At 65.8% G+C, this 18,444-nt stretch carries 19 protein-coding genes; 9 read left to right on the top strand and 10 right to left on the bottom strand.

The window, feature by feature from the left end; genetic code table 11:
• Positions 1–18 precede the first annotated feature (18 nt).
• Both ACYQ2W_RS10040 and ACYQ2W_RS10035 read right to left on the bottom strand, forming a co-directional pair.
• Entirely contained in the window at positions 19–642 is a 624-nt protein-coding gene (locus ACYQ2W_RS10040; RefSeq protein WP_459865846.1) for a rhodanese-like domain-containing protein, read from the bottom strand.
• Between the two features lie 114 nt (positions 643–756).
• Positions 757–1,107: a hypothetical protein gene (locus ACYQ2W_RS10035; protein WP_459865843.1), complete on the bottom strand. Its 351-nt coding sequence runs from the start codon at positions 1,105–1,107 to the stop codon at positions 757–759.
• Positions 1,108–1,640: 533 nt separating this feature from the next.
• Here ACYQ2W_RS10035 and ACYQ2W_RS10030 point away from each other — a divergent pair.
• Positions 1,641–2,081: a hypothetical protein gene (locus ACYQ2W_RS10030; protein WP_459865841.1), complete on the top strand. Its 441-nt coding sequence runs from the start codon at positions 1,641–1,643 to the stop codon at positions 2,079–2,081.
• 306 nt (positions 2,082–2,387) lie between these two features.
• Here ACYQ2W_RS10030 and ACYQ2W_RS10025 read toward each other — a convergent pair whose 3' ends face one another.
• The 5 genes from ACYQ2W_RS10025 to rph form a co-directional block, all read right to left on the bottom strand.
• Positions 2,388–3,149: a succinate dehydrogenase iron-sulfur subunit gene (locus ACYQ2W_RS10025; RefSeq protein WP_459865838.1), complete on the bottom strand. Its 762-nt coding sequence runs from the start codon at positions 3,147–3,149 to the stop codon at positions 2,388–2,390.
• Positions 3,149–4,927 (bottom strand): succinate dehydrogenase flavoprotein subunit, encoded by a 1,779-nt coding sequence (sdhA, locus tag ACYQ2W_RS10020; protein WP_459865835.1) that lies wholly within the window; start codon positions 4,925–4,927, stop codon positions 3,149–3,151. The genes ACYQ2W_RS10025 and sdhA overlap by 1 nt, the downstream gene beginning before the upstream one ends.
• The gene (gene sdhD, locus ACYQ2W_RS10015) at positions 4,924–5,265 is read right to left on the bottom strand and encodes a succinate dehydrogenase, hydrophobic membrane anchor protein (protein ID WP_459865833.1); all 342 of its coding nucleotides are present in this window, start codon (positions 5,263–5,265) and stop codon (positions 4,924–4,926) included. The genes sdhA and sdhD overlap by 4 nt, the downstream gene beginning before the upstream one ends.
• A complete protein-coding gene (gene sdhC, locus ACYQ2W_RS10010; RefSeq protein ID WP_459865831.1) occupies positions 5,253–5,624 on the bottom strand; it encodes a succinate dehydrogenase, cytochrome b556 subunit in 372 nt (123 codons plus the stop codon). Before sdhC ends, sdhD begins: the two co-directional genes overlap by 13 nt.
• Before the next feature lie 276 nt (positions 5,625–5,900).
• Positions 5,901–6,617, bottom strand: a complete 717-nt coding sequence (gene rph / locus ACYQ2W_RS10005; protein ID WP_459865829.1) for a ribonuclease PH — start codon at positions 6,615–6,617, stop codon at positions 5,901–5,903.
• Positions 6,618–6,795: 178 nt separating this feature from the next.
• On the opposite strand from rph, the gene ACYQ2W_RS10000 reads away from it, so the two are divergent.
• From ACYQ2W_RS10000 to ACYQ2W_RS09975, 6 genes are all read left to right on the top strand, one after another.
• The gene (locus ACYQ2W_RS10000; RefSeq protein ID WP_459865827.1) at positions 6,796–7,656 is read left to right on the top strand and encodes a YicC/YloC family endoribonuclease; all 861 of its coding nucleotides are present in this window, start codon (positions 6,796–6,798) and stop codon (positions 7,654–7,656) included.
• A gap of 61 nt (positions 7,657–7,717) precedes the next feature.
• Positions 7,718–8,347 carry a guanylate kinase gene (gene gmk / locus ACYQ2W_RS09995; RefSeq protein ID WP_459865825.1) on the top strand — a complete coding sequence of 210 codons (630 nt, stop codon included), beginning with the start codon at positions 7,718–7,720 and terminating at the stop codon, positions 8,345–8,347.
• A gap of 265 nt (positions 8,348–8,612) precedes the next feature.
• Complete coding sequence (rpoZ, locus tag ACYQ2W_RS09990) at positions 8,613–8,882, top strand: DNA-directed RNA polymerase subunit omega (protein ID WP_459865823.1); 270 nt, start codon at positions 8,613–8,615, stop codon at positions 8,880–8,882.
• A 22-nt stretch (positions 8,883–8,904) separates the two neighbouring features.
• Positions 8,905–11,130, top strand: a complete 2,226-nt coding sequence (spoT, locus tag ACYQ2W_RS09985) for a bifunctional GTP diphosphokinase/guanosine-3',5'-bis pyrophosphate 3'-pyrophosphohydrolase (protein WP_459865821.1) — start codon at positions 8,905–8,907, stop codon at positions 11,128–11,130.
• Positions 11,131–11,373: 243 nt separating this feature from the next.
• Positions 11,374–11,805, top strand: a complete 432-nt coding sequence (locus ACYQ2W_RS09980; protein ID WP_459865819.1) for a hypothetical protein — start codon at positions 11,374–11,376, stop codon at positions 11,803–11,805.
• Between the two features lie 83 nt (positions 11,806–11,888).
• Positions 11,889–12,332, top strand: a complete 444-nt coding sequence (locus ACYQ2W_RS09975; protein ID WP_459865818.1) for a hypothetical protein — start codon at positions 11,889–11,891, stop codon at positions 12,330–12,332.
• A 302-nt stretch (positions 12,333–12,634) separates the two neighbouring features.
• On the opposite strand, the gene ilvC is transcribed toward ACYQ2W_RS09975, so the two are convergent.
• The 3 genes from ilvC to ACYQ2W_RS09960 form a co-directional block, all read right to left on the bottom strand.
• Entirely contained in the window at positions 12,635–13,651 is a 1,017-nt protein-coding gene (gene ilvC / locus ACYQ2W_RS09970) for a ketol-acid reductoisomerase (protein ID WP_459865816.1), read from the bottom strand.
• A 169-nt stretch (positions 13,652–13,820) separates the two neighbouring features.
• Positions 13,821–14,315, bottom strand: a complete 495-nt coding sequence (gene ilvN, locus ACYQ2W_RS09965; protein ID WP_459865814.1) for an acetolactate synthase small subunit — start codon at positions 14,313–14,315, stop codon at positions 13,821–13,823.
• A gap of 15 nt (positions 14,316–14,330) precedes the next feature.
• Positions 14,331–16,025, bottom strand: a complete 1,695-nt coding sequence (locus ACYQ2W_RS09960; protein WP_459865812.1) for an acetolactate synthase 3 large subunit — start codon at positions 16,023–16,025, stop codon at positions 14,331–14,333.
• Positions 16,026–16,566: 541 nt separating this feature from the next.
• Here ACYQ2W_RS09960 and ACYQ2W_RS09955 point away from each other — a divergent pair.
• Entirely contained in the window at positions 16,567–17,316 is a 750-nt protein-coding gene (locus tag ACYQ2W_RS09955) for a HesA/MoeB/ThiF family protein (protein ID WP_459865810.1), read from the top strand.
• A gap of 167 nt (positions 17,317–17,483) precedes the next feature.
• Complete coding sequence (locus ACYQ2W_RS09950) at positions 17,484–18,218, top strand: hypothetical protein (RefSeq protein WP_459865808.1); 735 nt, start codon at positions 17,484–17,486, stop codon at positions 18,216–18,218.
• Positions 18,219–18,444: the final 226 nt, after the last annotated feature.

The raw sequence follows: 18,444 nt of genomic DNA, 5'->3' as shown, positions 1-18,444 counted from the left end.
TAGCCCCCGGTGGACGAACTACTTGGCCACGGTCAGCCCCAGGTCGGTCCACGACTGCATCCCGCCGCGGTACCACTTCAGCTTGTCGGCCGGATAGCCGTGCTTGAGCAGGGTCTTCACGTTGGTCGCCGACTGGGCGCACCAGGCGCCGTTGCAAAACAGCACCAGGGTCTTGGCGCCGGAGAAGTCGAGCATCCCCTTGTGGTCGGCGACCCCGAACTTGGCGATCTCCTCACGGAAGGTGTCGGCGGCGTTGGTGTCCCAGGCGGTGGCGCTCTCGGCGCTGATGCGGGTCCACGGCACATTGATCGAGCCGGGGATGGTGCCGCGGGCAAGCCACTCGGGGGTACGCGAGTCGACCACCAGGATCGAGTCGTCACCGTCGGACATCCTCTTCAGGTAGCTCAGCACCTCCAGCTCGCCGAGGGTCTCGACGCCCGGCGCGATCTGGATCGGCTGGACGCAGAAGGGCGGGCAGGCGCGGTGCTCCTGATTGCGGGTGATCACCACCTCCTTGCCGTCCTGCTTGACGGTGACCTGGTCGAGGTCCTTGGTGATGGAGTGGCCGCCGGCAAAGCCGGCCAGCGGCAGCGAAAGGGCAACGGCGGCAAGAGCGGAACGAAGGGTGGAAACGGAATTCACGGCGACGACCTCCTCGGTGTTTTTTGGACGCTTATTCATCTTATCCAAGCAGACGATAACACTGGAAGCAACCGGCGCACACCTGGGGAGAACCCCAAACCGCCCCGGCACCCCCTATTGCCCCCCGATCATCCAGTAGAGGAGAACCACCAGCGAAACCACCAGGGCCGCCGGCGCCTTGCGCCCCCGCACCCGGCGTAGCGCCAGCAGCGAGGTCACCATCGCGATGAGCGCGGAGACCAGATCCAGCAACAGCAGCAGGCCGAAAAGCAGGGTCCCGGCGATGGCGACGAAGGGGTGGGCCTCACCGCTCCCGGGGAGCAGCAGGGCGTGGGCCAGGGCCGCCGCCAGCGCCAGCAGCAGCGCGGCGAGCGCGAAGCCCCACGCCAGCCCCGCCAGTTCCGTCGCCTGCCGGCAGCACGGATCGGCGTCGTCCGCGGCTCGATCCTCCCGCCGCATGCTCAAGCCCCGGCCCCTTCGCCAAGCGAGCGATTGTTGCGCTCAACGGTCAGCACCACCTTCTCCTGTAGGAGCGGCCCCTAGGAGCCTGTCGGACTATGGATGAATCGGCCGCGAAAGCGGGATGACGGCACCCGTTTCCCGAAAATCCTCGTCAAATAGCTCACTATTCTCCTCAAATTTTCGAAAAACGGGCACCGCCCTCCCGCTCCCGCGACTCGATCCCCCATAGCCCGACAGGCTCCTAGGCCGCGATGGTTCGAGGTTGAGGCGGACCCGCTCGTGTTTGCGGGCGATTCTCGGCATGTTCTCTCCGACCGTCCCACCAGGAAGCGAAACCGAGCACCCAAACAGACTCCGGCAACGCAACTTTGGGACGCACACGAGTGCGTCAGCCATCAGTATATTGTAAGAAATTTCTTAGAAAATTGAGAAATATCCTATAGATCCAGAGGACTCGCAGGCACGATAATCCCATCCGCGGAGACCCACTTCCTCCGCACCAACGTTCCTTCCTATGACCACCGACGAGACTGATAATGAAAAAGCTGCTTGTGATTGCCCTTTCCGCCGCCCTACTCAGCGCCTGCGCCTCCCGACCCGACAAGATTTCGGCCGCTCAGGTATCCAGCGCCGGCTACGAAAAGATGACCTGCAACGAGATCGAAGCGGAGATGACCTCCAACTTCAATCGTACCCAGGACCTCAACGCCTCTCTGCACGAGAAGGCGAGCAACGACGAAGCGGCCATGGCCATCGGCATGATCCTGTTCTGGCCAGCGCTGTTCGCGCTTGAAGGGGGAGACGGCCCGGAAGCGGCCGAATACTCCCGCCTGAAGGGCGAGTTCAATGCGTTGGAGGGTGTTGCCGTGCGACACGACTGCGAGCGAGGCATCGAGCTCGGCAAGGAACGGCGTGAGGTGGAGACAAAGATGCGCATTGCCCGGGAGAAAGCCAAAGCAGAGGCCAGCCAGTGGTGATCACAGACTGAACCCCGATTCGCTCTACGAAAATAACGCGGCCTTGGCCGCGTATTTTTTGATCGTTCCCATGCTCCTGCGTGGGAACGCAGGCAGCGACGCTCCAGCGTCGCGTTCGGCGCGGGATCGGATCGGTGAGATACGCGGCGCTGGAGCGTCCCCGGATGCGTTCCCACGCTGGAGCCATCACATCGCGCCACGTCCCTTCCCGTAGGAGCGGCCCCAGGCCGCGATGGCGCCGCCTCCGTTTCTCCCGCAAGCAGGATCAACCACCGCACTTCGCACCATCGCGGCCTGGGGCCGCTCCTACAGGGTGCGGCGTTTGATTTGGGCAACGGCGCGACCGGGGTCGAGCCCCTTGGGACAGGCGGCGGAACAGTTGAGAATGGTGCGACAGGCGTAGAGCTGCTGGCCCTCGGCCAGTTTCTCGGCGCGGGCGTCGGTGGCGGTGTCGCGGCTATCGGCAAGCCAGCGCTCGGCCTGGAGCAACAGCGCCGGGCCGAGGAAGTTCTCCTCCTCGTTCCACCAGTAGCTGGGGCAGGAGGTCTGGCAGCAGAAGCAGAGGATGCACTCCCACAGGCCCTCCAGCCGCTCCCGCTCTTCGGGGGACTGGCGTCGTTCACCATCGGCGGGGGTGTGCCCGTCCTCGTTCTTCAGCCACGGTTCGATCGACGCGTACTGTTCATAGACATGACCGAGGTCCACCACCAGGTCGCGGATCACCGGGCGGTTGGGCAGCGGGAAGATCGTGATCGGACGGTCGCGCAGCTCGACGCGGGTGCTGCACGCCAGGGCGTTGCGCCCATCGACGTTCATCGAACAGGAGCCGCACACCCCCTCGGCGCAGGAGCGGCGGTAGGCGAGCGTCGGATCGATCTCGCGCAACGCCGCCAGGGCGTCGAGCACCATCGGGCCGCAGCGGTCGAGATCGAGCCAGAAGCGCTCGACCCGCGGCGGGTCGCCGCGATCCGGGTCGTAGCGGTAGATATCGAAGGCCTGCACCCTGGCCCCTTCGGGCTTGGGCCATTCGCGGGCGAGCGGCGGGCGGGGGATCTTCAGGTCGGCCATCAGTAGTGCCGCTCCGCCGGCGGGACCGGCTCCACCTCGCCCGAGGTGGCGAGATCCACCGGCCGGTAGGTGAGCGCCACCTTGCCCTCGAACTGCCAGGCCAGGGTGTGCCGCAGCCACCCCTGGTCATCCCGCGCGGGGTGATCGTCGCGGGCGTGGGCGCCGCGGCTCTCGGTGCGCGCCAGCGCCGAATGGAGGGTGGCGGAGGCACAGGCGAGCAGGTTGTCCAGTTCCAGGGCGTCGATCAGCTCGGCGTTCCAAGCCAGCGTGCTGGAGCCGACGCCGAGGTCGTCGCGATCCATCCACACCCGGTCGATCGCCGCGACCCCCTCCTTCAGCACCGCCTCGGTGCGGAACACCGTGGCGTTGGCCTGCATCGCCCGCTGCATCGCCAGCCGCAGCGCCTGCGGCCGCTGGCCGCCGGCGGCGTGGCGCTGGGCGTCGAAGCGGGCGAGGGCGCGCTCCTCCAGCTCCGGATCCGGCGGCGGCAGCGGATCGGTGGGGTCGACGGTGGCGGCGGCACGCCGGGCGGCGGCGCGGCCGAAGACCACGATTTCCAGCAGCGAATTGGTGCCGAGCCGGTTGGCGCCGTGGACCGAGACGCAGGCGCACTCGCCGATCGCCATCAGGCCGGGACAGACCGCATCGGGGTCTTCGGGGGTCGGGTGCAGCACCTCGCCGTGGACGTTGGTCGGGATGCCGCCCATGGTGTAGTGGACCGTGGGGAGTACCGGGATCGGCTCGCGGCGCGGGTCGACCCCGGCGAAGGTCTCGGCGTTCTCGGTGATCGCCGGCAACTTGTAGGTGAACGCATCGGCGTCCAGGTGCTCCAGATGGAGCAGCGCGTGATCCCGCTCCGGCCCGGCACCGCGCCCCTCGCGCACCTCCAGGGTGATCGCCCGCGAGATCACGTCGCGCGCGGCCAAGTCCTTGGCGTGGGGTGCGTAGCGCTCCATGAAGCGCTCGCCGGCGCCGTTGGTGAGGTAGCCGCCCTCGCCGCGCGCCGCCTCGGAGATCAGGTGGCCGTAGCGGTAGAGGCCGGTGGGGTGGAACTGGACGAACTCCATGTCCTGCAACGGCAGGCCGGCGCGGGCCACCATCCCCTGGCCGTCGCCGGTGACGGTGTGGGCGGAGGTGGTGGAGAACCAGGCGCGGCCGTAGCCGCCGGTGGCGAGCACCGTGCGCTGGGCGCGGAAGCGGTGGAGCGTGCCGTCGGCCAGATTCCAGGCGAGCACCCCGCGGCAGGCGCCGTGGTGGTCCATGATCAGGTCGAGGGCGAGGTACTCGACGAAGAAGCGGGCACCCTGCTTGAGGCACTGCTGATAGAGGGTGTGGAGGATCGCGTGGCCGGTGCGGTCGGCGGCGGCGCAGGCCCGCGCCGCCGGCTCGCCACCCCGCGCCCGGGTGTGGCCGCCAAACGGGCGCTGGTAGATGCGCCCATCCGCGGTGCGCGAGAAGGGGACCCCGTAGTGCTCCAACTCGAGCACCGTGGGGATCGCCTCGCGGCAGAGGTACTCCACCGCCGACTGGTCGGCGAGCCAGTCGGAGCCCTTCACCGTGTCATAGAAGTGCCAGCGCCAGTCGTCCTCGGCCATGTTGCCGAGCGCCGCGCCGATCCCCCCCTGGGCGGCAACGGTATGGCTGCGGGTCGGGAAAAGCTTGGTGACGCAGGCGGTATCGAGCCCCGCCTCGACCATGCCGAGGGTGGCGCGCAGGCCGGCGCCGCCGGCCCCCACCACCACCACGTCATGGACATGATCGACGATCGCGTAACTCATCCGCCCCGCCCCACCTGGATCACCGCCAACGCCGCCACCAAGGCGAGCAGGCCGGTGAGGATGCGCGCCACGCGCCGCACCCGGTCGCGCAGCGTCCCCTTCAGATAGTCGCCGATCACCTCGTCGAGGCCGAGGCGGGCGTGGAAGAAGAGCGTCGCCACCAGCACGATCATCAGCGAACCGTTCTCCCGCCGGGCGAGCCACTCGTGCACCGTCGGGTAGTCCACCCGCGCCATCCCCGCCAGCGACCAGAGGAACCAGCCGAGCAGCGGCACCAGCGCCACCGCGGTGACCCGCAACACCACCCAGTGACGGCGGGCGCCGTTCAGCTCAGCCACCACCACACCCCCGCCGTGAGCAGCGCCGCCGCGACCGCCACCACGCCCCCGGTAACCCGCGCCACCGGCAGCGCCAGACCGTAACCGCGATCCCAGGCCAGGTGACGCAGCCCGTTGCACAGGTGGTAGCACAGCGCGAAGAGCACCGCCGCAAGCCCCAACTGCCCGATCCACGAGGCAAGCAGCCCCTGAACCCGAGCGAACCACACCGGTCCCAGCGCCAGCGCCACCAGCCAGAGCGCCAGACCGACGGCCGCCCCGGCGAGCGCCACCCCGGTGACCCGGTGGAACACCGACAGCCAAGCCAGCGGCGGGAGACGATAGATGGTGAGATGGGGCGCGGTAGGACGGGAATTCATGGGGGGAGATTAAAGCACGAAAGGGACAACGGCGTTACCGTGGATGGTCGGCTTCAACCTCGCCATTTCCGCCACCATCCTCTTCAAGGTCCTGCTCTGACGACGGACTACTAGGAGGCTGTCGGACTATGGGGGATCGAGTCGCGGGAGTGGGAGGGCGGCCCCAATTTTTCGAAAACTCGAGGAGAATAGTGAGCTATTTGACGAGGATTTTCGGAAAAGGGCAGGGCCGCCATCCCGCTTTCGCGGCCGATTCATCCATAGTCCGACAGGCTCCTAGCCCGCCAACGCCACCTTCTGCGCGGCGATGATCCCGCCGATCCCCTTCTCCGCCAGATCGAGCATCGCATTCAGCTCCGCGCGCGAATAGGGGTGCCCCTCGGCGGTGCCCTGCACCTCGATGAGGTGGCCCTCGTCGTTCATCACCACGTTCATGTCGGTCTCCGCCGAGCAGTCCTCGGGGTAGTCCAGGTCGAGGATCGGCGTGCCCTGGCGCATACCCACCGAGACCGAGGCGATCTGCGCCTTCAGCGGCGAGGCGGCGATCCGACCCTCCGCCGCCAGCTTGCCGCAGGCGTCGGCCAGCGCCAGCCAGGCACCGGAGATGGAGGCGGTGCGCGTCCCGCCGTCGGCCTGGATCACGTCGCAGTCGAGAGTGATGGTGCGCTCCCCCAGCGCCTGCAGGTCGACTCCGGCGCGCAGGCTGCGGCCGATCAGCCGCTGGATCTCCATGGTCCGCCCCCCCTGCTTGCCCTTGGCCGCCTCGCGGGCACCGCGGGTATTGGTGGCCCGCGGCAGCATGCCATACTCCGCGGTCACCCAGCCCTGCCCCTGGTCCTTGAGAAACGGCGGCACCCGCTCCTCCACACTGGCGGTGCAGATCACCCGGGTGTTGCCAAAGGCCACCAGCACCGAGCCCTCGGCATGCATGGTGAAGTTGCGGGTGAAGCGCACGGCGCGCATCTCGTCGGGGGCACGGCCACTGGGACGCATGGGGACTCCTCGGGGTGTTTCATTGGGTGGGCGCAAAGCTTACCATCGCCCCACCGCGTCGCGATGGAAATAGCCGCCGAAGACTCGGTTGGCGGTTTGTTTCAACACCAACGGCACGACCATCAGAAGCAAAGCCATCCTTCGCGTGTACCAGTAACCGACACCCCGGAACCGCCCCATGATCCTGAGCATGACCGCCTTCGCCACCCGCACCCTGAAAAAGAACTGGGGCGCGCTGACCTGGGAGATCCGCTCCCTCAACCACCGCTATATGGAGCTCACGGTGCGCCTGCCCGAGGAGTTCCGCGCCCTGGAACCTGCGGTGCGCCAGCGGGTCGGCGCCCGTCTCGGGCGGGGCAAGGTGGAGGTGTCGCTGCGTTTCCGCGCCGAGGCGAGCAGCGAGATCAGCATCGACACCGTGCTCGCCGCCCAGATGGCCCAGGTCTGCATGGAGCTCGACGAGCTATTGGAAGACCCCGCCCCCATCTCCGGCATGGACCTGCTGCGCTGGCCCGGCGTCGCCCAGCCGGTGGAGCGCGACCTCACCCCCGCCCGGGAGGCCGCCCTCGGCGTGCTCGACGAGACCCTCGACGAGCTGGCCGAGACCCGCGCCCGCGAAGGGGCGCGCCTGGAAGAACTGGTCAACCAGCGTCTCGACGCCATGGAACCGGTGGTGACGACGGTGCGTGAACGGTTGCCGGAGGTATTGGCCCGGCTGCGCGAACGGCTCGCCGCCCGCCTGCAGGAGATCCGCGGCGAGCTGGACGAGCAGCGGCTGGAGCAGGAGATGGTGCTCGCCGCCCAGAAGATGGACGTCGACGAGGAGATGGACCGGCTCACCACCCACGTCGCCGAGGTGCGCCGGGTGCTCGCCGAGGAGGAGCCGGCCGGCCGCCGCCTCGATTTCCTGATGCAGGAACTCAACCGCGAGGCCAACACCCTCGGCTCCAAATCCGCCGACACCGAGACCACCCGCGCCTCGGTGGAACTGAAGGTGCTGATCGAGCAGATGCGCGAGCAGATCCAGAACATCGAATAGGAATGGCTACCGCCATTCCTATCATTTTGAAGAGTATTGAATTCATGAGGATCCACCGATCATGACCGGACAACCCCAAGCTCCCGGAACCCTGTTCATCGTCTCCGCGCCCTCCGGGGCGGGGAAGACCTCGTTGGTGAAGGCGTTGATCGAGTCGACCGAGGGAATCCGGGTGTCGGTCTCCCACACCACCCGCGCCGCCCGGCCGGGGGAGGAGGACGGGGTCCACTATCACTTCGTCGCCAAGGAGGCGTTCGAGAGGAAGCTGGCCGCCGGCGACTTCCTGGAGCACGCGCAGGTCTTCGACAACTTCTACGGCACCTCGAAGAGCGCGGTGCTCGACCAGCTCGACTCCGGCGTCGACGTGATCCTGGAGATCGACTGGCAGGGGGCGCGGCAGGTGCGTACGGCACTGCCCGACAACGTCAGCATCTTCATCGCCCCCCCCTCCCACAGCGCCCTGGAGCAGCGCCTGCGCGGCCGCGGCCAGGACAGCGAGGAGATCATCAGTCGGCGCATGCGCGACGCCCAGAGCGAGATGAGCCACTACGACGAGTACGACTTCCTGGTGATCAACGACGACTTCGACGTGGCGCTCGCCGAGCTGCGCACCCTGTTCCTCGCCCACCGCCTGCGCCGCGACCACCAGGCGCTCCGCCACGCCGCGCTGATCCGCGACATCCTCGGCTAGGAGCCTGTCGGACTATGGGGGATCGAGCTGCGGGAGGGCTGGGCCGTCATCCCACTTTCGCGGCCAATTCATCCATAGTCCGACAGGCGCCTGGTAATCCTCGCGCCCTTCCGCCCGGCCCCGTACCCCATAGACGGCTCACCGCCGGGAATTGTCCGTCCTCCGGGATCTGGCGGGAATCCGATGGATTCAGTAGACTAATGCGTTCCTTTCAGTTTCGCCCCGCCGGATTCACGGCCGGGCCCCTGCCGGAGTCCTGAACACCATGGCGCGTATCACCGTAGAAGACTGCCTCGACAACGTGGAGAACCGTTTCCACCTGGTGCTGGCCGCCACCAAGCGCGCCCGCCAGATCGCCAACGGCGCCCAGCCGATGGTCGAGGAAGAGAACGACAAGCCCACCGTGATCGCCCTGCGCGAGATCGCCGAGGGGCTGGAGACCCCCTCCGACGAGGAGATCGCCGCCCAGCGCGAGCTGATCGGCGCCAGCGAGGCGGCCGCCGCGGCGGAAGAGCCGCCGATGATCGACGAATAACTTGGAAGCCTGTCGGGTCAACGTGAGCGCACCGATGCCCCCATCCGCCCGACCCGCCACTCCACTCGCCGCACCGAACAACAACACCGCTCGTGGGGGAAATGGACGCCCCCGCCCGGTGGTCAGCCCCGACTACCGCATCGGCGATCTCTGCATCCAGCTCGAGGAGTACCTGGAGGAGGAGCAGATCCGCGACGTCTACCGCGCCTACCTGTTCAGCGCCGACGCCCACGCCGATCAGCAGCGCCGCTCCGGCGAACCCTACATCTCCCACCCGGTGGCGGTCGCCGCCATTCTCGCCGAGCAGCGCCTCGACCCCCCCAGCATCACTGCCGCCCTGCTCCACGACGTGATCGAGGACACCGGCACCTCGAAGGCGCGCATCGCCGAGCTGTTCGGCGAGGAGGTGGCCGAGCTGGTCGACGGGGTGAGCAAGCTCACCGAACTCCAGTTCGAATCCCAGGCCGAGGCGCAGGCGGAGAACTTCCGCAAGATGCTGCTGGCGATGGTGCGCGACATCCGCGTGATCCTGATCAAGCTCGCCGACCGGCTGCACAACATGCGCACCCTCGGCGCCATGCCCCCCCACAAACGCCGCCGCATCGCCCGCGAAACCCTCGACATCTACGCCCCAATCGCCAACCGGCTGGGCATGAACCAGGTGCGCCTGGAGCTGGAGGACCTCGGCTTCGCCGCCTACTTCCCGATGCGCTACCAGGTGCTGCGCAACGCGGTGAAGAAGGCCCGCGGTCACCGCGGCGAGATCCTTGGCAAGATCGAGACCGCGATCCGCCGCGGCCTGATGCAGGAGGGGATCCAGGCGCGCACCGCCAGCCGCGAGAAACACCTCTACGGCATCTACCGCAAGATGAGGAACAAGGACCTCCCCTTCGCGGAGGTGTTCGACGTCTACGCCTTCCGCATCGTGGTCGACCGGTTCGACACCTGCTATCGCGTGCTCGGCGCCATGCACAACCTGTACAAGCCGCTGCCCGGCCGCTTCAAGGATTACATCGCCATTCCCAAAGCCAACGGCTACCAGTCGCTGCACACCGTGCTGTTCGGCCCCTACGGGGTACCGATCGAGGTGCAGATCCGCACCGAGGCGATGGACCACGTCGCCGAGGCCGGCATCGCCGCCCACTGGAAGTACAAGACCGGCGACTCCGGCGGCTCCACCCAGGAGCGGGCCCGCGAATGGCTGCGCGAGCTGCTGGAGATGCAGAAGTCCGCCGGCAACTCGCTCGAATTCCTCGAGAGCGTCAAGATCGACCTCTTCCCCGACGAGGTCTACGTCTTCACCCCCAACGGCGAGATCCTCGAGCTGCCCCGCGGCGCCACCGCCGTCGACTTCGCCTACTCGGTGCATACCGGCGTCGGCAACACCTGCGTCGCCGCCAAGATCAACCGCCGGCTGATGCCCCTGCGCACGCCGCTGATGAACGGCCAGACCGTCGAGATCATCACCGCCCAGGGCGCCCGCCCCAATCCCGCCTGGCTCAACTTCGTGGTCACCGCCAAGGCGCGCACCAACATCCGCCACTATCTGAAGAACCTGCAACGGGCCGAGGCGGTGGCCCTCGGCCGGCGGATGCTGGAGAAGGAGCTCTCCAGCCACAACCAGACCATCGAATCGCTCGCCCCCGGGCTGCTCGCCACCCTGCTGGAGGAGACCGGACTGGAGAACCTCGACGACCTGCTCGCCGACATCGGCCTGGCCAACCGGATGGCCCCGCTGGTCGCCGGCCGCCTGCTGCCGCAGCGCGAGGAGCGCCCCAACAGCTTCGTCGAAGAGGGCCACCTCCGCCCCCTGGCGATCAAGGGCACCGAGGGGATGGTGGTCAACTACGCCAAGTGCTGTCACCCGATCCCCGGCGACCCGGTGGTCGGCTTCATCACCTCGGGGCGCGGCATCGTCATCCACAACGAGAGCTGCCGCAACATCGCCGAACACCGCGGACGGGCCGAGCGCTGGCTGGAGGTGCAGTGGGAGCCCGAGGTGGAGGGCGAGTTCCCGGTGGAGATCCGCGTCGAGGTGGCCAACCGCCGCGGCGTGCTGGCGACGCTCGCCGCGACCATCTCCGACACCGAATCGAACATCGAGAACGTCACCATGGAAGAGCGCGACGGGCTCACCACCACCCTCAACTTCGTCATCACCGTACGCAACCGCGACCATCTCGCCGCCATCATCCGCAAGCTGCGCGGCCACCGCTCGGTGCTGCGCATCTTCCGCAGCAAGGGGTGATTCGGCGTCCCTTCGAACGACGGATGCTCAACGCGGAGGACGCGGAGGCGCAAAGGCGCGGAGAAGAATACGTAGATTGGGTTGACGCTCCAGCCGTCACGTTGGGCTTCGCTGACGCTCAACCCAACCTACGCCTCAACGCCTCTTCCTGCCCTTCGTGGTCGCCCCCCATCAGCTCATTGCCGCCCCTGGCCCGGGGGATTAGCATTGAGCCCGTTTTCACTCCGCGACAAGGATCCCCCCGTGACCGTTCGACCACTGTTGCTGCTGCTGACCCTAGCGCTCGCCCTACCCGCCTTCGCCGCGGATTCCCGCCAACGGGTCGAGATGCCGGAAATGATGCGCGAGCACATGATGGCCAACATGCGTGATCATCTGCTCTCGCTGGAGACGATCACCCGCGACCTCGCCGAGGGCAAATTCGACGAGGCGGCGGAGGTCGCGGAGAGCCGGCTCGGCATGAGTTCCATGGGGCTCCACGGGGCCGCCCACATGGCCAAGGTGATGCCGCCGGCGATGGCCGCGATCGGCACCGCCATGCATCACGCAGCGAGCCGCTTCGCCGTCGCCGCGCGGGACGCGGATGTGGAAGGCGGCGCAGCGCAGGCGTTCGGTGCGCTATCGGAGGTGATGGCGCAATGTGTGGCGTGTCACTCCGGTTATCGGGTTCACTGAAGCGGGGTTGGGGCGCACCAGCCTACGGGTGCGCACCTCACTCCTCGACACACCCCAATCTACGCCACGATTTGAGATAGCCCATGAGTTCCCACTGTTTCTCCCGCACTTCCACTTCCCTTCTTCTGTTGCTAGCCCTGTTCACCATGGGACGGGCGGCAGCGGAGACGACGGAAGACCCGCGCCAATCCCTCGGCCTGACGCCGGGCGAACGGGTGCAGTTTCTCAGCGAAATGCGCGGGATGCTGGCCAGCGTGCAGGGAATCGTCGCCGGCATCGCGACGGAGGATCGTGACCGGATCATCGCGGCGGCGCACCATTCGGGGAACCGGATGGCGCGGGCCACGCCGGATTCGGTGCGGGCCAAGCTGCCGCATACGTTCAAGGCGCTGGGTGGGCCCACCCACCTGCTGTTCGAGGAGCTGGCGGTGCGCGCCGAGGTGGAGGAGATGGATTCGCTGACCGCGCTGACCGGGGAGCTGATGAAGCAGTGCCTCGCCTGTCATGAGCAGTTTCGGGCGAATTGAGCCGCGGCAGGCCGGTAGCGGTCGGAAAGATTGGATCCGGATTTTTCGACGGTGCCTCCGTTTGCGTCGGCGAAGCATCGCCGTATATGGTCTCCTCCCGTTTTGCAAGGTCTCGTAGCTCTTGATGACAGGGACAGGATTGCGTTCGACCTACAGACGGAAACGGCAACCCTCGTAGTGCGCAGCTCTCTTGAGCTGGTGCGCCTCCTGTCGTCGGCACACCCTGCGCCAACCCACGCCCCTGAACGAACAAGGGGACCCGCAGGCCCCCTCGTTCACACATCCACTTAAGAGAAAAAACGCTAGTTTTTCTCTTTGTCGACCAGCTTGTTGGCGGTGATCCACGGCATCATGGAGCGCAGCTTCTCACCCACCTGCTCGATCTGGTGGGCGGCGTTGTTGCGGCGCCAGGCGGTCATCTCGGGATAGTTGGACTGCCCTTCGAGGATGAAGCGCTTGGCGTAGGTGCCGTTCTGGATGTTGGTCAGCGCCTCGCGCATGGCCCACTTGGACTCGTCGTTGATCACCTGCGGACCGGTCACGTACTCGCCATACTCCGCGTTGTTGGAGATGGAGTAGTTCATGTTGGCGATGCCGCCCTCGTACATCAGGTCGACGATCAGCTTCAGTTCGTGGAGGCACTCGAAGTAGGCCATCTCGGGGGCGTAGCCCGCCTCGACCAGGGTCTCGAAGCCGGCCTTGACCAGCTCCACCGCGCCGCCGCAGAGCACCGCCTGCTCACCGAACAGGTCGGTCTCGGTCTCGTCCTTGAAGGTGGTCTCGATGATGCCGGTGCGGCCGCCGCCGACGCCGGAGGCGTAGGAGAGGGCGATCTCCTTGGCCTTGCCGCTGGCGTCCTGGAAGACGGCGATCAGGTCGGGAATGCCGCCGCCCTTGACGAACTCGGAGCGCACGGTATGGCCGGGGGCCTTGGGGGCGATCATGATCACGTCCAGGTCGGCACGCGGCACCACCTGGTTGTAGTGAATCGAGAAGCCGTGGGCGAAGGCGAGCACGCCGCCCTGCTTGATGTTGGGCTCGATGTCCTGCTTGTAGAGCTGGGACTGGAACTCGTCGGGGGTGAGGATCATGACCAGATCGGCGTCTTTCACCGCCTCGGCGGTGTTCTTCACGGTGAGGCCGGCGCCCGCGGCCTTCTTGGCGGAGGCGGAGCCCTCGCGCAGCGCCACGGTGACCTCGACCCCGGAGTCCTTCAGATTGTTGGCGTGGGCGTGGCCCTGGGAGCCGTAGCCGACGATGGTCACCTTCATGCCCTGGATGATGGAGAGGTCGCAGTCTTTGTCGTAGTAGATGTTCATTTTCCGTTCCTTAACTTCGTTTGGTTCTCGAAAATTCGGAATGGACAGGATTAACAGGATTTTTCAGGATTTACAGGTCAGAAAAAATGAATGCCCGCAGTATCGAGCGATTACTCTCTTACCTGTAAATCCTGCGAAATCCTGTTAATCCTGTCCGTTATTCTTCAATTCAAATGTGCAGCGCGCGGTCGCCGCGGGCGATGCCGGAGACTCCGGTGCGCACCACCTCCAGGATCGACGGCTTATGCGCCGCCTGGATGAAGGCGTCGAGCTTCTGGCTGTTGCCGGTCAGCTCGATGGTGTAGGAGCAGTCGGTGACGTCGACCACCCGGGCGCGGAAGATCTCCGCCAGCCGGGTCATCTCGGCGCGCTGCTCGTTGTCCTCGGCGCGCACCTTGATCAGCATCATCTCGCGCTCGATATGCGCCCCCTCGGTGAGGTCGATCAACCGGACCACGTCGACCAGCTTGTTCAGCTGCTTGGTGATCTGCTCGATGATCTCGTCGGAGCCGCGGGTGACCAGGGTCATGCGCGAGACGGTGCCGTCCTCGGTGGGGGCGACGGTGAGCGATTCAATGTTGTAGCCGCGGGCGGAGAACAGGCCGGCGACCCGCGACAGGGCGCCGGCCTCGTTCTCGATCAGGATGGAGATGATATGACGCATCGTAGTATCTCCCCCTCAGATCAGGATCATTTCGTTGAGCCCGGCACCGGCCGGGATCATCGGGTAGACGTTCTCCTCACGGTCGGTGAGGAAGTCCATGAAGACCAGCCGGTCCTTCAGCTTCATCGCCTCCTCCAGCGCCCCCTCGACGTCCTTCGGATCGGTGATCTGCATGCCGACGTGGCCGTAGGACTCGGCGAGCTTGACGAAGTCGGGCAGCGATTCCATGTAGGACATCGAGTAGCGCCCCTCGTAGAACAGCTCTTGCCACTGACGTACCATGCCGAGGAAGCGGTTGTTGAGGTTGACCACCTTGATCGGCAGCCCGTACTGCAGGCAGGTGGAGAGCTCCTGGATGTTCATCTGGATCGAGCCCTCGCCGGTGATGCAGCAGACCGTCTCCTTGGGGTGGGCGAACTTGACGCCCATCGCCGCCGGCAAGCCGAAGCCCATGGTGCCGAGGCCGCCGGAGTTGATCCAGCGGCGCGGCTTGTCGAAGCCGTAGAACTGGGCGGCGAACATCTGGTGCTGACCGACGTCGGAGCAGACGTAGGCGTCGCCCTTGGTCACCTTGTGCAGGGTCTCGACCACGTACTGCGGCTTGATCGCGTCGCCCGAGCGGTCGTAGGCGAGGCAGTCGCGGCCGCGCCACTCGTTGATCCGCGTCCACCACTCCTCCATCGCCTTGGCATCGGGCTGGCCGCCGTGCTCTTCGAGCACCGCCAGCATCTGCTTGAGCACCGAATCCACCTCGCCGACGATCGGCACGTCCACCTTGACGTTCTTGGAGATCGAGGCGGGATCGACGTCGACGTGGACGATCTCGGCGGTGGGGCAGAACTTCTGCACGTTGCCGGTGACCCGGTCGTCGAAGCGCGCGCCGATGGCGATCAAGGCATCGCAGTGGTGCATCGCCATGTTCGCCTCGTAGGTGCCGTGCATGCCGAGCATGCCGAGGTACTGCGGGTCGCTGGAGGGGTAGCCGCCGAGGCCCATCAGGGTGTTGGTCACCGGGAAGCCGAGCTGACGGGCGAGCTGGGTGAGCGCCGCCGCGCCGTCGCCGAGGATCACCCCGCCGCCGGTGTAGAAGATCGGCCGCTTGGCCTTCAGCATCAGCTCGACGGCCTTCTTCACCTGGCGCGGGTTGCCCTTCACCGTCGGGTTGTAGGAGCGCATCTTGACGCTCTTCGGGTAGCGGAAGCGGGTGCGCTGGGCGGTGACGTCCTTGGGCACGTCGATCACCACCGGGCCGGGACGACCGGTGGTGGCGATGAAGAAGGCCTTCTTGATCGTCTCGGCCAACTTGCTCACGTCCTTGACCAGGAAGTTGTGCTTGACGCAGGGGCGGGTGATGCCCACCGCGTCCACCTCCTGGAAGGCGTCATTGCCGATCAGCGAGGTGGGCACCTGGCCGGTGAACACCACCATCGGGATCGAGTCCATGTAGGCGGTGGCGATGCCGGTGACCGCGTTGGTGGCGCCGGGACCGGAGGTGACCAGGCAGACACCGGGTTTGCCGGTGGAGCGGGCGTAGCCGTCGGCCGCGTGGGTCGCCGCCTGCTCGTGGCGAACCAGGATGTGCTGGACATCCTTCTGCTTGAAGATCTCGTCATAGATGTGCAGCACCGCCCCTCCGGGGTAGCCGAACACGTATTCGACGCCCTCCTCCTTGAGGCAGCGGACGAGGATTTCCGCGCCGGTCAATTCCACGATGGTGGTCTCCTATTCGCCTTGAAACGGGGTTCGCCCCGGAATGCGGGGCGAAAGAGGAAAAACGTTACCGTATCAGCGCCCCCTAATCAAGGGATCGGGTGCGAAAAAGGGGCACCGGGGGATGGACAGGATTTACAGGCTTTTTCGCGGGTTACAGCTTGTCGAGCGGATCGCCCGGTTGGTTCGTGCGGCGGGCTTGTCGGGCTCGGAAGGCGTGGAGGTCGGAAGAGAAAAAGAATGGACAGGAATAACAGGATTTGCAGGATTAACAGGTTTTTGGTTCGGATTCCCGTTGCGCTCGCACTCCGGTCCTAGTTGGCTGCGGAATTTGCGCACGGCGGTGAGTCCGGGTCCGCACACTCTTATAACCTGTTAATGCTGCAAATCCTGTCCAATTCTTCCCGCCGGAAAGAACCACGCCGCCAACTCCATATTCCATCCTGTCAATCCTGAAAAATCCTGTTAATCCTGTCCATTTCTTCCTCCGAGCGAATACCGGACCGCTAAAATGGGGCATTTCCACCTTGAAGATGCCGCCATGAACGATGACCAGTTGCTGCGCTATTCCCGCCAGATCATGCTCCCCCGGGTCGGGGTGGAGGGGCAGCAGCGGCTGTTGGAGTCCACCGCATTGATCGTCGGCCTCGGCGGGCTCGGCTCGCCGGCGGCGCTCTATCTCGCCGCCGCCGGGGTGGGCGAGCTGATCGTGGTCGATTTCGACACGGTGGAGCTCTCCAACCTCCAGCGCCAGGTCCTCCACACCACCGCCGACCTCGGCCGCCGCAAGGTGGATTCGGCCCGCGACGCGCTCGCCGCGATCAATCCGGAGGTGGGGGTGGAGATCGTCTCCCGGCGGCTGGAGGGGGAGGCGCTGCGCGAGGTGGTGGCGCGGGCCGACGTGGTGCTCGACGGCTCCGACAACTTCGCCACCCGTTTCGCGCTCAACGAGGCGTGCGTCGCCACCGGTACCCCGCTGGTCTCGGCGGCGGTGATCCGCATGGAGGGGCAGCTCTCGGTGTTCGACCCGCGGGTTGGAGAATCGCCCTGCTACCGCTGCCTCTACCGCGATGAGGGGGGCGAGCCGGAGGAGGGGTGCGTGGAGAGCGGCGTGCTCGCCCCGGTGGCGGGGGTGCTGGGGACGCTCCAGGCCACCGAGGCGCTGAAGGTGCTGATGGGCGTCGGCCGCACGCTCAGCGGACGGCTGCTGATGATCGACGCGGAGACCATGGAGATCCGCACGTTGAAGCTGCGCCGCGATCCGCGGTGTCCGGTCTGCTCGGGGTCCTGATTGAACTTGGGACGATCAACGCGGAGGACGCAGAGTCGCGGAGACGCGGAGAAGAAGATTTCCTGCTTTTCAGAGGATGCTCATACGACCGTTGACGAAACCGACGCGCCAAAGGATTCTCCGACTGACGGATCTACCTACACCGAATAACAGGGAATTCATGGACGATGAAAAACGGCACCACCCTACTCCATACGTTTTTCGCCGACACCGCGGCGCTGCTGGCCATCGCAACCGCGCTCCTCTATCTCACCGGACTGGTCTACATCGTCTCCTACAACGATCACTGGAACATCCCGTCGTCCATCTACACTCCGAGCGTTCAGGAGGCGTTGACCGGCGCCTACATGGTTGCGCTGGCGGTATTCGACGTGAGGGATTCGCCTTATTTATCTGCAATGTTACTCGTGGCGTTCTTCGGCTGGGCCGGCATCGTGTTGATCGTCGCAATACTCTACAAAAAGCGGCTCGGCCGAAGGACGATCCTATGGTTGTGGAAATTTGGCCGATCCGACAAACCACGTTCGACGGCGCAAAGATTCCTGTACAATCAGGCGGATCGGATGGAACACGTCGGCAAGTACCTCTCCGCCGTCGTCTTGCTTCCGGTACTGCTGCTCATCCCACCCCTATCAGGCAAATACGCCGCAGAAAAGAACATCTCGGCCTACGAAAAGCGGACGGCGTGCTGGAAGGAAAAAAGCGGGCCGAAGAACGAAAAGGGCTGCGCGCCGCCCCCCACGATTCGCTTTCGCGGCGCGAACGGGATGGAGACGGTCACCGCGCCGCTCCTCGTCGAGTCCTCGCGGTTCATCGCCTTCGAGGAGGGGGACGACGTTCGCATCATTCGCTTGTCGGAGGTGGTGGAGATACGGACGAAGAAGAGTAAACCGGGGGAGTGACGGCACCTTGGATCGTCTCCACGCTTAAGCTCAAGACGATCCGTAGCATTCTGCAGAATCGGAGACCATTCCAGCGGAGGCGCCCCCGTTCCCGGCGGATTACGCTATCGCTAATCCGCCCTACGGGGGCTGTGCCATATCTATAAGACAGCGACTTCCAAAAGACGAATCCGGCCCACCGACGGAAGCGTGTGTGGGAACAGGAAAAACTCTTCTCTGCGTCCTC

It is taken from the genome of Endothiovibrio diazotrophicus (assembly GCF_054657215.1).
Note: the sequence above shows the minus strand (reverse complement) of the source record. Positions and strands in the feature narration are given on the sequence as shown.

Bases quoted from the DNA above. Each gene is read 5' to 3' on its own strand.
- ACYQ2W_RS10030 (WP_459865841.1), top strand. From the start codon at position 1,641: ATGAAAAAGCTGCTTGTGATTGCCCTTTCCGCCGCCCTACTCAGCGCC.
- ACYQ2W_RS10025 (WP_459865838.1), bottom strand. From the start codon at position 3,149: ATGGCCGACCTGAAGATCCCCCGCCCGCCGCTCGCCCGCGAATGGCCC.
- sdhA (WP_459865835.1), bottom strand. From the start codon at position 4,927: ATGAGTTACGCGATCGTCGATCATGTCCATGACGTGGTGGTGGTGGGG.
- sdhC (WP_459865831.1), bottom strand. From the start codon at position 5,624: ATGAATTCCCGTCCTACCGCGCCCCATCTCACCATCTATCGTCTCCCG.
- rph (WP_459865829.1), bottom strand. From the start codon at position 6,617: ATGCGTCCCAGTGGCCGTGCCCCCGACGAGATGCGCGCCGTGCGCTTC.
- ACYQ2W_RS10000 (WP_459865827.1), top strand. From the start codon at position 6,796: ATGATCCTGAGCATGACCGCCTTCGCCACCCGCACCCTGAAAAAGAAC.
- gmk (WP_459865825.1), top strand. From the start codon at position 7,718: ATGACCGGACAACCCCAAGCTCCCGGAACCCTGTTCATCGTCTCCGCG.
- rpoZ (WP_459865823.1), top strand. From the start codon at position 8,613: ATGGCGCGTATCACCGTAGAAGACTGCCTCGACAACGTGGAGAACCGT.
- ACYQ2W_RS09975 (WP_459865818.1), top strand. From the start codon at position 11,889: ATGAGTTCCCACTGTTTCTCCCGCACTTCCACTTCCCTTCTTCTGTTG.
- ilvC (WP_459865816.1), bottom strand. From the start codon at position 13,651: ATGAACATCTACTACGACAAAGACTGCGACCTCTCCATCATCCAGGGC.
- ilvN (WP_459865814.1), bottom strand. From the start codon at position 14,315: ATGCGTCATATCATCTCCATCCTGATCGAGAACGAGGCCGGCGCCCTG.
- ACYQ2W_RS09955 (WP_459865810.1), top strand. From the start codon at position 16,567: ATGAACGATGACCAGTTGCTGCGCTATTCCCGCCAGATCATGCTCCCC.
- ACYQ2W_RS09950 (WP_459865808.1), top strand. From the start codon at position 17,484: ATGAAAAACGGCACCACCCTACTCCATACGTTTTTCGCCGACACCGCG.